At 38.1% G+C, this 15040-nt stretch carries 11 protein-coding genes, 1 tRNA gene and 2 pseudogenes; 4 read left to right on the forward strand and 10 right to left on the reverse strand.

Features of this window, described 5'->3' with window-relative positions; all coding sequences use genetic code 11:
* Positions 1-80: 80 nt before the first annotated feature.
* From ACLHK8_RS06715 to yycF, 5 genes are read right to left on the reverse strand one after another with little or no spacing between them, the layout of a single operon-like run.
* The gene (locus tag ACLHK8_RS06715; RefSeq protein ID WP_057773341.1) at positions 81-884 is read right to left on the reverse strand and encodes an MBL fold metallo-hydrolase; all 804 of its coding nucleotides are present in this window, start codon (positions 882-884) and stop codon (positions 81-83) included.
* A gap of 51 nt (positions 885-935) precedes the next feature.
* A complete protein-coding gene (locus ACLHK8_RS06720) occupies positions 936-2018 on the reverse strand; it encodes a two-component system regulatory protein YycI (protein WP_057773343.1) in 1083 nt (360 codons plus the stop codon).
* Positions 2019-2032: 14 nt separating this feature from the next.
* Positions 2033-3355 carry a YycH family regulatory protein gene (locus ACLHK8_RS06725; protein ID WP_063696465.1) on the reverse strand — a complete coding sequence of 441 codons (1323 nt, stop codon included), beginning with the start codon at positions 3353-3355 and terminating at the stop codon, positions 2033-2035.
* Positions 3352-5199 carry a cell wall metabolism sensor histidine kinase WalK gene (gene walK, locus ACLHK8_RS06730; RefSeq protein ID WP_434520252.1) on the reverse strand — a complete coding sequence of 616 codons (1848 nt, stop codon included), beginning with the start codon at positions 5197-5199 and terminating at the stop codon, positions 3352-3354. Before walK ends, ACLHK8_RS06725 begins: the two co-directional genes overlap by 4 nt.
* A gap of 18 nt (positions 5200-5217) precedes the next feature.
* A complete protein-coding gene (gene yycF / locus ACLHK8_RS06735; protein ID WP_057773349.1) occupies positions 5218-5919 on the reverse strand; it encodes a response regulator YycF in 702 nt (233 codons plus the stop codon).
* A gap of 382 nt (positions 5920-6301) precedes the next feature.
* On the opposite strand from yycF, the gene ACLHK8_RS06740 reads away from it, so the two are divergent.
* Positions 6302-6374, forward strand: a tRNA-Lys gene (locus tag ACLHK8_RS06740).
* 169 nt (positions 6375-6543) lie between these two features.
* Here ACLHK8_RS06740 and ACLHK8_RS06745 read toward each other — a convergent pair.
* The gene (locus ACLHK8_RS06745) at positions 6544-7413 is read right to left on the reverse strand and encodes a MurR/RpiR family transcriptional regulator (RefSeq protein ID WP_063696460.1); all 870 of its coding nucleotides are present in this window, start codon (positions 7411-7413) and stop codon (positions 6544-6546) included.
* A gap of 188 nt (positions 7414-7601) precedes the next feature.
* Here ACLHK8_RS06745 and ACLHK8_RS06750 point away from each other — a divergent pair.
* Positions 7602-8617: pseudogene (locus ACLHK8_RS06750) on the forward strand (Gfo/Idh/MocA family oxidoreductase).
* A 21-nt stretch (positions 8618-8638) separates the two neighbouring features.
* A pseudogene (locus tag ACLHK8_RS06755) lies at positions 8639-9600 on the forward strand (Gfo/Idh/MocA family protein).
* 276 nt (positions 9601-9876) lie between these two features.
* Here the strand turns inward: ACLHK8_RS06755 and ACLHK8_RS06760 are convergent.
* The gene (locus ACLHK8_RS06760) at positions 9877-10509 is read right to left on the reverse strand and encodes a LysM peptidoglycan-binding domain-containing protein (RefSeq protein WP_082854792.1); all 633 of its coding nucleotides are present in this window, start codon (positions 10507-10509) and stop codon (positions 9877-9879) included.
* Positions 10510-11046: 537 nt separating this feature from the next.
* On the opposite strand from ACLHK8_RS06760, the gene ACLHK8_RS06765 reads away from it, so the two are divergent.
* Positions 11047-11415, forward strand: a complete 369-nt coding sequence (locus tag ACLHK8_RS06765; RefSeq protein WP_434520253.1) for a DUF1304 family protein — start codon at positions 11047-11049, stop codon at positions 11413-11415.
* 68 nt (positions 11416-11483) lie between these two features.
* On the opposite strand, the gene ACLHK8_RS06770 is transcribed toward ACLHK8_RS06765, so the two are convergent.
* The 3 genes from ACLHK8_RS06770 to dnaB all read right to left on the reverse strand — a co-directional run bounded on the left by ACLHK8_RS06770 (position 11484) and on the right by dnaB (position 15012).
* On the reverse strand, positions 11484-12029 hold the full coding sequence (locus ACLHK8_RS06770; protein WP_156486304.1) for a C40 family peptidase: 546 nt from the start codon (positions 12027-12029) through the stop codon (positions 11484-11486).
* 280 nt (positions 12030-12309) lie between these two features.
* Complete coding sequence (locus ACLHK8_RS06775) at positions 12310-13506, reverse strand: MDR family MFS transporter (protein ID WP_057775224.1); 1197 nt, start codon at positions 13504-13506, stop codon at positions 12310-12312.
* A 114-nt stretch (positions 13507-13620) separates the two neighbouring features.
* Positions 13621-15012 carry a replicative DNA helicase gene (gene dnaB, locus ACLHK8_RS06780; RefSeq protein ID WP_063696455.1) on the reverse strand — a complete coding sequence of 464 codons (1392 nt, stop codon included), beginning with the start codon at positions 15010-15012 and terminating at the stop codon, positions 13621-13623.
* Positions 15013-15040: the final 28 nt, after the last annotated feature.

Consider the following 15040-nt stretch of genomic DNA (forward strand, 5'->3'; position numbering starts at 1 on the left):
CCCCTTTGTTTAATTATTGTAACTGTTTTCATAGTATCAATAAATTGTGATGAAAATATGAACGATTTTAATATTTTTTATTAAATTACGGTCAATTTAGACGCACTTGTATGGTCTGTGTCTAATAACTGAAAGTCATGCCCCACTGCTAGGTCTTTGTTTTTCATCATGGAAGCCACCGTTAAGTGAGCTAACTCCTTCATATTATTATGTAAACTGAGATGTCCAAGAAAGATCTTCTTAGTATTATATCCCATTACATCCATTAAAGCATTGGCGCCATCTTCGTTAGATAAATGCCCATGATCACTGAGAATTCGCTGTTTTAAAGGCCAAGGATATCCACCCATTCGTAACATTTCAACATCATGATTCACTTCAAATAAGTAAGCATCTGCATTTTCAATCTGTCCTTCAACCCGCTCCGAAACATAACCGGTATCCGTTAAAATCACAAATGTTTTACCATTATGATGGAATTCATAAAACTGAGGTTCAGCAGCATCGTGTGAAACTGCAAAACTCTCTACATCGAGATCGCCAAACGATTTCGTTTTGCCAACCTCAAAAACATTTTTTTGCGCTTCTGGAATCGGACCAATCTTGGGCGTAATTGCATTCCAAGTTCCTTGGTTTGCGTAAATATCAAGGTTATACCGTCGTGCCAAGACCCCGGCGCCCTTAATATGATCAGTATGCTCATGAGTTAGAAATAAGGCATCAACATCAGAAAGATCTCGTCCAATGCTGTTCATAAGACCTTCAATTTTCTTACCACTTAAGCCCGCATCTACCAGCATCTTATGCTGTGGGGTTTCAATATAAGTCACATTACCTGTACTACCGCTTGCCAAAATACTAATCTTCATGTCATCTTCACTCATGAATTACTTTACTCCTCTTATAAAAAACTAGATTGAACTTAAATTAAGTATCTACTGAACTTCAGATGAAGTTGAACTACTTACCGATTTAGCAGCCTTTGCTGAACTGGAACTAGTCGCTGTCGCGCCAGTGCTTGAGCTTGCTGTTCCCACACTGCTGCTATTGCTATAGGTGCTACTATAGCTATTCCTGTTCGTCGTCGTTTTGACACTGGTCTCCATACTAGATTCAACCGCTTGTTTTGAGCTTGAAACAGCTTGACTTAACAAACTGCTATCATCTTCTGAACTAGACGCTGAAGAGGCCGAACTACTACTCGACGAGGATACCTGCGTATTGTACTTCATAATGACACCTGTGAAGGCATTAATACGGTAAAACTGAAGTGCTGAGCTACCTTTACCATGAATTGCAATATACCAAGTTGGCACATAAACCGATCCCTTTTCAATACTTAACAGTCTCGTATATCCTAAACGGGCCCATTTGATGACCGTATCGTTCGGCATCTCATTATACTGGTAAAGCCAAATAATTGCACGTTCCTGACTTATCGTATCCTGCTTTTCTCGAAGTGGTTGCGCATTTGTTAAATAGCCTTGTGTATACCCAACAACTTGATGAGCATCATTAACTTTAAATCGAATTTGCCCCGACTTGGAAAAAATGCGTTGACCAGATACTTCTTGCGTATAGATAATCTGAGTATCTGATGAAGTAGCCGCATCGTATTGATAATGTTTGCCATTTACAATCTGGACACTATCTTTCACAACCTTATCCAAAGTTTTATCTGGGTGTTTCGTATTTAGGCTAATGGGCGTATTAAATGTACTAATAATTTCTCCGCTTACCATTTTTGCAGATTGACCAGCCAGTTTGTTCATCTTGGTTTTAACTTTTTTGGTACCAGACGTTTGGGTTGAAATGTAATACCCCTGACCCTTTTTATTAGATGGTTTCTTAAAGGTAATCGAATCATCGCGCATTTCTTTCAAAATTGTTGCATTATGACTCGTGCCTGTTGCTGTTGAATGAACATCTGAATTATTCTGGAGAAAGGAGACAACCAAAAAGATATCTAATGCCGCAAACGCTGCTAAAAAAATCAATTCAATTCTTTTGAAATCCATGCGTTTTCATCCCCTTACTGTTGTTGATCTGAAAGTAATTGTTGATACGATACCCACTGATTTTTATAGTTTACATACCAAGTTGGTGTCAAATTGACCACTAGATCACTAGCCGGGTTAGCTGTCCATTGATAACCAATTTCAATGTTGTTAATATCAGCTGTACGATATCCACTGGCTTTCAACCGATCCAAAACTACCTGCGTTGAAGGAAGCGTCGTGCGTTCTTTTCCAGTCGGAACTGGAATTTGTAAACTATATAATGAAAAGTTAATTTTTTTAGTCCGTGGACCGGTAATCTGAACTTCAACTGTCCCATAATCGGTTTGGTTAAAAATTGGAAAGCCTTCTACGTAACTTCGATAAACAATCGCATTATTTTTTTCATCGTACTTGTAATAACGCATGTTATCTAACGGAACTTCCATTTTCTTCAATAACGTAAAACTTTGTGACATAGCTTTACTCATATTCTCGTGATACGCCTTGTGACTCGCTAAATCTTCATAAGCTACGGTTCCTTTTTTATTGTTAACCGTCATTCTTTTTGAATTATTATCATTGTAAATTGTCTTACCAGACTGCTCTTTTGTTGTAACCGATGAGGCATTATCACTATTAATTAAGGTTGAAACAAAATAGGCCGCTGTTTGCTTATTAACAAGATAACTATATTCTGGTACCTTCACTGAATCTTCATACTCAGTCATCATATGGTGATTAACCAATGTTTGCTTAACAGTGAATTTCTGAACATTACCACTGATAATTTCTTTAATGAGGGCCAGGTTTTGTTTCCTAGTCTGGACCTTATAAATTGCATAGTTCGTGTCATTTAGTAAATACACTTGATTACGCTTCTCAGTCGAAAAAACAATTCGTGAGATTTTCCCACTAAATTTAATATTTTGTTTAAAGGCATTATTCAAAATCCCGCCAGTCACACTGTCCGGATATTTTAACATCACCGTATTTTCTCGACCCATTAATTCTTCGTATTTTTTCCGATTATTGGTAGATTCTTTAGTGACCCTTGTTAAACGCCAATCTTCAATGGCACTTCTCATTGAATCAGTCAGATTAACTTTCGTATTATTGATTAAATGCGAAGTTGAATCCGCTTGAGTGTAAATCACTTGTGTTGGCAAAAAAACGTCCCCAAGTGACTTATTCGCTTGTTCACTTTGAATCACACTTGTATTTGTACCCGATTGTTGTTTCGTTTTTTCATACCGTGCCGGACTGGTCCAAATAACCCAAGACAAGCCAATGCTCAAAAGGATCGCCAAAATAAGCCCAATATGAATTAGTAGACGACTTGTACGCATTCCTCTCATTCCCACTGATCCTCCTCATCTAACGGCTCATAAGGAAGTGAAATGTAGAATATCGACCCTTTGCCTTCCTTACTATCAACCCAGATTCGACCACCATGCATAGAAATGATTTCCTTAGAAATTGCCAATCCTAAACCAGTTCCTCCTTGAGCACGAGAACGAGCTTTATCCACTCGATAGAAACGATCGAAAACATGGGTTAAGTCTTTCTTTGGAATTCCTAGTCCCTCATCAGAAACGCTCAAAATGACATGATTATGCGTTTCAAGCAAGCGACAGGTAATTTTCCCACCATCTGGAGAATACTTGATGGCATTATTCATAAGATTATCCAACACCTGCTGGAATTTATCAGTATCAACTTCTACCCACAAGTCACGGCGGGTGAATTCACGTTTAATCGTATAACTCTTATCTGGATTATCATCTGTTTTTAAAATCATATCAAAACGATCTAAAACGTGATTGAATAGTTCATTTAAGTTAATTAACTCTAGATCTAATTTAGCCGTCCCAGAATCCATGCGTGACAAACTAAGCAAGTCGTTAATCATGCGAATCATCCGATCTGTTTCATCTTGGGTGACCTTCAGAAATTGAGGAGCCACCTTCGGATCCTTCCATGCACCGTCTGTCAACGCCTCAATATAGCTCTTTAAACTCGTTAAAGGTGTTCGAAGTTCATGGGAGACATTTGAAACGAATTGTTTTCGGTCTTGATCAATTTTTTGTTGTTCGGTCACATCATGAAGTACACAAACAAGCCCACTAATGAACCCTGATTCACGCTGAATTAAGGCAAAAGAGGCATGTAAAATTAGATCTTGAGTTTTGGTTGAAAAATCAAGCACAATGTCATCTTGATTTTCTAAGAGTTCTCGTAATGTATAAGTCGTCCGAATATCCAAGACATCTAAAATGGATCTTCCGGCCGTATGCTCGCCATCAGAACTCAAAAAATCAAGCGCCATATCATTCACAATGGTGATGCGCCCCCGACGATCAGTCGCAATCACCCCATCGGTCATATGCGCTAACACACTGTCCAAACGGCGTTGTTCAGATTCAGTTGATTCTTGTGCCTCTTCAATCCGCACAGACAAGTTATTAACTGCTGAAGCTAATTGACCTAATTCATCTTTTCCGTAAACATGAACATGGCCGGAATAGTCTCCGCGGGCAATTCGCATCGTTTGTTTTTTCATTTCGTCAATTGGTCGCGTGATGGCTCGCGAGATAATGATCGCTAGCAGCAATCCCACGACAATCGCAAAGGAGGCCGCCACAAAGAAGATCAACATGATGTTGTTGACATTTTTATAGACACTCTCTAGATTAGCACGGACATATAGAGCCCCAACCACGGTATTTGTGTTGCCACTCGTATTGATTAACGGAATAATCGAAATATAATATCGATTATGATTCCCTTGATCATAATTAACTTGCTGATACGACCGTGAATTATAAATAACATTTTTAATGGCCCGGTCGGTCGTTTTTTGACCAACCAATGATTGCTCGTTTAAGTCACTTGAAGCTCGCACAGTTCCCTTGTTATCAATAACTCGAATTTCCGTAATATTAGTATTATTAACATCCGATACAATCTGTTGAATCTGTTTATTAGCCGAATTAGTGTTACTTTTCACCAGCTGGTCTGAAATGGTATTGTCCACGTACGTTTCCAGCTGGACCTGAGTTTTAAATTGACTCAAATTTCGTTGTTCCAATTGACGTACAAAAATAACCCCGACGATTTCCAATGTTATCATTAATAACAAGGCGAATACCAAGGCTATTTTAAAATTTATCGATTGGTAAAAACGGGTTTTCTTGTTCATAAGCAAACATGACTCCCATTATTTTTCATTTTCTGGATTTCTTAAGTAATATCCTACACCACGACGTGTGACAAGATAAACTGGATTACTTGGACTTTCTTCAATCTTTTCTCGTAATCTTCGGACCGTAACATCAACCGTTCGGACATCACCAAAATAGTCATATCCCCAAACAGTTTGAAGTAAATGTTCCCGGGTCATTACTTGCCCCATATGTTGGGCTAAGTAGTACAATAATTCGAATTCACGATGGGTTAAATCAAGTTGATCCCCATGTCGAGACACTGCGTATGCATCTGGGTTAATATCCAGGTCGCCTACTTTAATGTCGTTATTTTCTTGTTCGGCACTCACCAATTGATCTTGGCGACGTAAATTAGCTTTAACTCGCGCAACTAACTCACGATTTGAAAATGGCTTGGTCACATAGTCATCAGCACCTAATTCCAAACCAACTACCTTATCTAGTTCAGAATCCTTAGCCGTCACCATGATAATTGGAATACTGTGTTTGGCACGTACTCGTCGGGCAACTTCTAATCCATCAATTTTGGGAAGCATAAGATCTAGTAAAATAAGATCTGGACTGTCATCTTCGACTTTTTCCAGAGCTTCTTCCCCATCATAGGCCGTAATAACTTCATAGCCCTCTTTAGTTAAATTAAATTTTACAATATCAGATATTGGTTTTTCGTCATCGACAACTAAAATTTTTTGCATAAAGCTTTGTTCCTCCCTACAGAGTAATTCTTGTTTTAAATTATATATTCTATTTTTGGTAAAAAGCTTAAAAACATTGCGTTCTTATTATACCACACGTGTTTTAACGGTTACACGGACAGCTTTGTATTGACTAACATTATAGGTATTTAGAACCAATTTTACTTTATCTAGCTTAGATTTAAGGTGAATTTACTTCATTTAAACAAATGAATCCCTTTATTGTAACTGTGTTAATATTCAGTTGTCCCATCCCGTTTGATCGGCAACTCAAAAAACTGATAAACTAGCAATCCTAACAGTGAAACTGCGGTGAAATTTTCAAGAAACGGTTGCCACGACTGAAAATATATGATAATATATTGTAGTCGGTTAATGATATGGGTGGTTAGCTCAGCTGGCAGAGCAACGGACTCTTAATCCGTGGGTCCAGGGTTCGATCCCCTGACCACCCATAAATACCAATTAATCAGTAATCATGCAGTGTTAACAAACACCGTGGTTACTGATTTTTTTATTGTTCTTACTGTTATACAGAGTTATTACAAATTAAGCAACTAATTAATCTTATCCCCACACCGATCTAAAAAGACCACTATTCTTTGACGAAGAATAGTGGTCTTTTTAATTGTCTTCAAATAACTCATCTGAATTTAGTAAGGTTTGTGTTTGCCTTTGATTTAATAAATTATGCGTATAAGCGTGACTATACATCAAAGAAAATACAATATCCAAAATATACTCAAAAGCGATCTGAGATGCAAAAGTTCCAATTTTACTTTCATCTTCATGTTCATCTTGGGCGGCTACAATGGTTAATTTAGTTTCCGCTGTCTTTTTAGACTGAAGTTTACCAGTAAGTAAGATAGTGGAAATCCGTTTGTTCTCAAGCAACGCCATCATTTGTGTATATTCCGGAACGTTGGCTCCATAAGAAATAAACAAGGCACAATCCGTTGGGTGCACATTAGCAATCACCCATTTTTCATCAACATATTCTTCAGCAATGACGGGGAAAATATCTAGTTTTATGAGCTTATTTTGAAAACTTCGTGCCCGGATTTGCGAGTCACCGCGGCCAAAAAAGAAGAGTCGTTTACCAGTTAATAGCATTTCTGCTGCGGTTTGTAGTTGCTGTGGGTCAACTTGAGCTTGGGCTCGTTTAATCGCCGTGGTCGTCAAATCAGCCATGTTTTTAGTGATTACGGTAGCCGATTCCGTTGGATTAAATGGAAAGTTTGCATCGACGGCTCCCAAAGAGACGAGTTGTTGCGCTAAACTATCGCTGGCTGCTAATTTCAAGTCACGAAACCCTTTATATCCTAATTTTTTAGACAAGCGCACAATTGCTGAATGCGACGTATAGGTAAAGGCTGCCAGTTGTTCAATTGTCATCCCCGGAATATCGGTTAGATGTCCTTTAATATAGTCTTCAATACGCTGCTCTGTCTCAGTTAAATCGGTACGCTGTTCAAACTGCTCAAGTAATGCCATTTACTTTTCACCTCTCCATTGATACTAGCACAGACCATGCTTTTTCTGACCAAGATGGGGTCAAAATGTTTAACTAACTAGCCCTTTTAACTCATATATTCGATAGTTGGGTCCTGTTTCCTTAAAATTAACCCCAACTCCTGAATTGAACTTCATAATAAGCTCATAATCTTAAGGAGGTCATATTCATAATTAATGGTGCATTTATTGGAAATGGAAAAAGTGCCAATCGGTATCATCTGCCATTTGTGTTAAAGCTAAAAGATCAATTTAACGTCAAAACAATTTATTCCCCTAGTGGAAAAATCAGATGGACTCCTATCTCTGGTGTTCATTATACGACCAACCTTGACGATATCTATAAAGATTCTGAAATTCAGCTAGTTGTGGTCACAACTCCCAGCAAGTTCCATTACTCAACGGCTAAGGACGCTTTAAATCACGGGAAAAATGTTTTAGTTGAAAAACCTTTTTCTGAAACTGCAGCTGAAGCGCGCGAGTTGTTTGATTTAGCTAAACAAAAACATCTTTTTATTCAATGTTACCAAAATAGACTTTTTGATTCCGACTTTTTGACGGTTCAAAAGGTCATTAACAGTGGCCTATTAGGTGATTTACTTGAAGTAGAATCTAATTACGATTACTACCGCCCAGAAGTTCCAGAAAATACTACTGGTTTTAGTAAAATTAATAGTTTTCTCTATGGTCATGGTTGTCATACCTTGGATCAGGCCATCAGCTTTTTTGGTAAACCAGATAAGGTTCACTATGATGTGCGGCAGTTGCTGGGTAGTGGCCATATGAATGATTACTTCGATATTGACTTGTATTACGGACAAATGAAGGTCAGCGTTGCGTCAAGCTATTTTCGCATCAAGCCCGTCCAAGTTTTGTTGTTTACGGCAAAAAGGGCATGTTTATTAAGGAAAATATGGACCGTCAGGAAGAACATTTAAAGTTATTTTACATGCCTAATCACGATGACTTTGGGATTGATCACCCTTCAGACTACGGGACCTTAACCTACTATGATGATAATAATCAATACCATGAACAAAAAGTTACCTCAGTTAACGGGGACTACAGTCGCGTTTATTCCGCTATTTATGCCTCTATTGTTGAAGGCAAAAAGAAACTCATTAAAGATGAAGAAACCATTCAACAGATTAAAATGTTGGAACAAGGCATCCAAACGTGTCATTAATTTTGAAAGGAAGTTAATATAATGAAACTAGCCGTTTTAGGAGCAGGAAAAATTGTCCAGGACTTTGCTACTATGGTAAATGATTTACCAGAGATTGATATCAAGGCAATTTTTGGTCAGAAACAGGACCTCCCAGTAATGAAGACTTTACAACAAGCAGCTCATATTGATGCAATTTATACAGATCTAGACCAGTGTTTAGCATCCGATGTCAGCACTGTCTACATTGGATTACCCAATTCTCTGCACTTTCAATTTGCTAAAGCAGCGTTGCAAGCCGGTAAAAACGTTATTTGCGAAAAGCCTTTTACTTTGAACTCCGAGCAATTAAAAGAATTAGAAAGATTAGCTAAATCCAATCAGCTAATCTTGTTAGAAGCCATCACAAATCAATATTTAGTCAACTACAAACAGCTAAAAAATGACCTGCAGAAACTGGGAGATATCAAAGTTGTGACATGTAATTACTCTCAATACTCATCCAGATACGATGCATTTCGGAAGGGCACTATTTTACCAGCATTCGACCCTAAATTAGGTGGTGGCGCATTGATGGATCTGAATATCTACAATATTTATTTTGTGATTGGTCTGTTAGGTGCCCCAACCGATGTCCACTACTTAGCAAATGTGTCTCATAATATTGACACTTCTGGAATTTTAACTTTAAATTATCCGCAAACAAAGGTCGTCAGCATTGGTGCGAAGGATGTTGATGCGCCCGTAACAACAGCAATTGAAGGAACTTTGTAAGTGGTCCGACAAACGTCTTAGATCACTATGCAGTTAGTATAAGGGGACAACAGCCTCAAACAATTGATGTTAAAGTCCATGCTCACCGCATGTTCCAAGAATTCCAACAATTTACGAAAGTTATCGACAGCCATGACTTGGAATTTACTAATAAACAGCTCCAACGTGATGAAATTGTAATGCATGTGGTTGATCAAGCTTTAGCTGACAGTCAAATTAAATTAGGTTAAATTAAATACGACAAGCCTCTATCTTGATATAAACGATAGAGGCTTTTTTAATCATTTTGTACACAAAAAGCTGCCCGTAAAAGGCAGCTTCAATGAATCTTATTTAGTTTGCTGGCTTTAGTGCCAGCTGTTTATTTTAATAAAATATTTTGATCCTTAATCTGACTTTTCTAGTTGCTTTGCAAAAAAACAGTGCGAAACTCTGCAATTCAGAGTTGCACACCGTTTTTTGTTAGAAAATATCAACAACCGCTATAATTCCTAACAACTTTTAAATTAAAGTGCCCAAGCAGCCATGCCTTGCGCGTTGTACAAACTAACAGCAGCGTTGACTTGTTGTTCAACTGATCCACCACTAATGTGCATATTTTGGAATAAACCATAAGCACCACTAGTACTATTACGAACAGATGGCTCCCAGTTTGATTCTCGTGTAATAATCATGTTCCAAGTAGCAGAAGAAACACCAGTCCGTGATTCCATTTGGCTTAAAACATAACTCTTCAAATTGCTACCAGTGTAACTCGTTGAAGTTGATGTGCTTGTTGATTTTGTTGTGTTTGAACTTTGCGTATTTGTAGATGTAGTATTTGAGCTTTGTTTGTTTGTTGAGCTAGTATTTGTCTTTGGCGTTACACTCTTAACAGCTGGTGTTGATTTCACTTCGCTCTTCGTAGCAACTTTAACTTCGCCATCACTCTTAAGTAATAACTTTTGACCAACATAGATCAAGTTTACATTTTTAATTTTGTTCGTTGTTGCTAATTTTTGATAGCTGGTCCCGTTATTGAGGTTATATGCAATTTCTGAAAGTGTATCGCCTGATTTGACTGTGTAAATTTCATCAGCATGAGAAACTGTTACCAATAATGTGAGACCCATAAATAATGCAGCCATCATAGCCACCATAAATTTTGTAACGTTTGTTCTTAATGTCATATTATATATACTCTCCTTGTTTTTATAAGCTACCTAGAAGAATACACTTTGAATATTGCAGTTATGTTTCAATGAGGTTTATATTCATTGACCTTCACTTACGTTCATGTCACAATTCTGTAATATAAGCTTCGTTTTCCCCTTAATTTAACTGAAGTTAATCGCACTTAACCCCTTTATTGATGGGACATGATGCAATTCGTTAGGATCGTTGGTATAGCTCTATTCTTCTGGGAAAAATCACTCGAAATTTTTCCAATTTAACCAATAAATCAAATTGACAGTAAAATTTTTTTATAAATGAATGACTTTGCTCTCGTTAGGTATTATTGAAGTTCATTCCCCTTTTGGACTTGTTATAGGATATGTTTGTTATTCAATTTAAGTACAGAATTACAAATTAACCCATAATATCCTAATTTTCTTATAGAGTTTTCATGACACGACCTGTTAACTTATTTATAATCTACTTATGTTGTACTTTTATTAAAGGGGGCTTTTTCTTTTATGTTATTGACCATCACTGTCTCAATTAGTCTGCTCATTGCTTTAGAGCATATTTACTTCTTGTATATCGAACTTTTCGCGCCGTACGAAAAAGTTGCCACATTCTTCAGCTTGCCTGAAAAAATCATTGAAAATCCAATTGTTCAAAAATTCATTCAAAATTTAGGGTTGTTCAGTGGGTTTGTTGGACTGGTGCTTATTCTAACCATCGTGATTGTCCCAAATGACCCCATGAAATACGTCCTAATCTTTCTAAATTTGTTTGTCTTTCTTAATGGAATTTATGCAGGGTTTGTATTTTCACGAAAATTCTTCTTATTAGAAGCACTGCCGGGTTTACTGGCTATGATTTTAGCAATCCTAATTTAGACTTCACTATCTTAGACAATTTAAAAACGGGTGACCAAATTGGCCATCCGTTTTTTGCTTAATTTAATTTAACCATTTACGTGGCCTGAGAAACTTGGCATAAACGCACCGCTAACTGTTTGAACGGATACATTTTGACCAGGTGCAGGGGCTGCAACGTATTTTCCACTACCTATGTATATTCCAACATGGTAACTTGCTCCTTGTGATCCCCAAAATAATAGATCGCCAGGTTGGGCCTCTGCAACAGTATGTTTAGTCACATGACCTTCTTGGACCACTGTATTATGTCCCAAGCTGATGCCTGTAGTGTGTGCATAAACCCATTCAGTGAAACCTGAGCAATCCATTCCACTCATTGATTCACCAGCCCAAACGTAAGGGATATTCATTTGTGCTAAGCTTAAAGCCTCAGAAACGACTGAACTATCACTTGTCGAGGTGCTTGTTGTCATTGCTTGAGCTGTCGCGTTATTTGCTGTTGTTTGTGCAGCGGTATATTGTTGATTTCCTCCAGCACTTGCATCAGCGCTCGCAACATTTGTTGCACCAAAAGTAATCCCGACTACCCCAACTGTAAGAACAAGCACCTGTTTGAAATTCATTTTTATCATAAGACTTCCTTCCATATTAACTTATTTCTTATCATTCTAACAAGAATAACCTTAACATGCACGTAATACGCTAGCATATAAATCCGTTTACGAAATCATCTCAAAATATGACAAAAAATTACAGAGCTAGCAAGTATTCAAAAAGTTCACCTTCACTTAACTACATATTGAGCAACTTTTAAACTTCATATTAAGCTACAAACACCTTTCTAATAGTATTTGTATTCATAAGCACAAAAATAACCAACTCTGAATTCTCAGGATTGGTTTTTATCTGACTCTATTTATATTCTGTTAATTCGTTCTTATCTCGTTCAATCAGCACAATGTTTACAAATAAAATTAATGCGATGGCAACGGAAGCGACAACGAATAAGGAAACGAAAGAGAACGTATCAATAATTAAACTACCAACAAGTGGACCAACTGCACGCCCCGCTGACGGAAAGGAGCTTGCCAATCCTTGATATCGTCCCTTCATCCCATATGGAGAAAGAAGGTTTGCGATTGCCGGAATCTGCGGAAATGTGATTGCCTCCCCGATCGTTAAGATGATCATTGCCAAGACAAAGGCAATGTACTGGGTTGCAAACACCAAAATTACAAATGAAGCAATTATAAAAATCATTCCAAAATAAACTTGATGGAAAGGATCTTTAAACATCTTGCCACCCTTCCAACTTAAGAAAGCTTGAACGATTACGATAAAAAGACCATTAACCGTCCATAAAAAGCTGTAATCTTTAAGTGGAATATGCAAACTCAACATATAGACCGAAATATTACTGTTCCATTGCTGATAAAAAATCCAAATAACAAACAAACTAATGAATAACGTATACATAATAACCACATTCACATGTGGCATTCTTTGCGTTTTTGAAGCGGGTTGCGCATCTTGATCCATTTGCTGTAAACTCTCTGGTCGCTCTCGTTTGACGTGATAGTTCATCGCTGCCACTACAAAGAAGACAACATACAAAGCAGTTGAAATCGCAAATAAGGGCGCTACATCATCCTTAAACATCAAACCCACAACTGCCGTTCCAATCATCACACCTAAATTTTGGACAAAGTACAACATATTGAATACAAAACGCCCATCCTTACTATGCACGGTTGTCCCTAACGCATTAACAAATGCTAGAATCCAACCAGTCCCCAATCCAATGCAAACTAACATAATCGGATAGATCGGCCAATCATTAACAAACACCAAAACTAACATGCTTAAAGCCGTAAAGGCAATTCCTCCAAGCAATAGATAATAGCCATCATGTTTGTCGAACAAACGGCCGGCAACAAATGATCCCACAATACTAGCCACTGAGTTTAGCATTAACACAATTCCCACAACTGTGAGTGAGTGTCCAAGAATGTTGTGCATATACACGGTTGTTAATGGCCACACAAAGCTCATCCCAATGCTATCCATCCATGAACCAAGCAACAAATAACGTAATTTAAGTTCTTTCATCGTCCCCTCCATCTAAACTTCATTTAACTAAAAAACTGCATAATATAACAGTTTCACATTAAAGCTTACCCAATAATCGGCCAACTTCTTCATGCAAAACTGCTAATTTTGGAGCTAGTTATCAGGTACGTACGCAATGGGCGCAAATTTGTTGTAAGACTTTACAAACAACAGCTTCACAGTTCCCCGCGCACCACTTCGGTTTTTCTCAATAATAACTTCAACCGGCCCTACATCCGGATCTTCACTCTGACGTGGATCTGAATCGTTCCCATCCCCGTCTTCGCCATCTTCTCGATCGTAGTAGTCTTCACGATACAAGAAAGCTACGATATCAGCATCTTGTTCAATTGATCCAGATTCACGAATATCTGACAATACTGGTCGTTTGTCCTGACGCTGCTCAACCCCACGAGAAAGCTGGGAAAGTGCCAAAACTGGTACTCTGAGTTCTTTTGCTAGCTTCTTTAGCTGACGTGAAATTGCAGAAACCTCTTGTTGTCGGTTTTCTTGGCCAGAACCTTCAATTAGTTGTAAATAATCCACCACAACTAATCCCAAATTGCCTTGTTCTTTAGCTAATCGGCGACATTTGGCCCGAATTTCAGCCATCTTAACTCCCGGCGTATCATCGATATAAATATTAGCCTTTGCTAAACTTCCCATGGCAATCACTAAATTTTGCCACTCTTCTTCATCTAATTGACCCGTTCGTAAGTGATTGGCATCAATACTGCCTTCCGCACACAACATCCGATTAACTAGTTGATCAGCACCCATTTCCAAACTAAAAATGGCCACTGTTTTATCCGTTTTGGTTCCCACATTTTGCGCAATGTTTAATGCAAACGCAGTTTTACCAACAGCTGGTCGGGCAGCTAGAATGAAGAGCTCATCCGGATGAAGGCCTGCCGTAATTTTGTCTAACTCACTGTAACCAGTAGACAATCCGGTAATTTCATCGCCGTTTTGATACAATTTATTAATTTCAGTCATTGAATCGGTCAATACATCAGAAATCTTCTTGAATCCTGATTGATTACGATCTTCTGAAACTTCGCTGATTTCTCGTTCCGCTTCATCTAAAACATCCCCAACGCTCTCATCTTGCTGATAGCTTTTGGTAACAATCTTAGTGGCAGCTTTGATCAAACGCCGTAAAATAGCCTTTTCTTGAACGATTTTTGCGTAGTAGACAACGTTGGCCGCAGTTGGAACGGAAGCTGCCAACTCGGCAATATAACTGATACCGCCTACATCGTCTAACTGATTTTGCGCTGTCAAACGGTTATTCATTGTGACAACATCAATCGCTTCATCCTCATCATTTAACGTGACCATGGTTTGGAAAATAATTTGATGAGCTCGTTGATAGAAATCTTCAGGTGTCAGATATTCCATGGCTTCCACAAGAACTTCGGAATCCAAGAAAATGGCTCCTAAAACGGCTTTTTCCGCCTCACTATTTTGTGGCGGTGTTTGATTTTCTAAACTATCATTATTCATGTTTCTACCTCTGATGACTCGGAAAGTT

This window comes from Pediococcus sp. M21F004 (genome assembly GCF_051122535.1).
GTDB lineage: Bacteria > Bacillota > Bacilli > Lactobacillales > Lactobacillaceae > Pediococcus > Pediococcus inopinatus.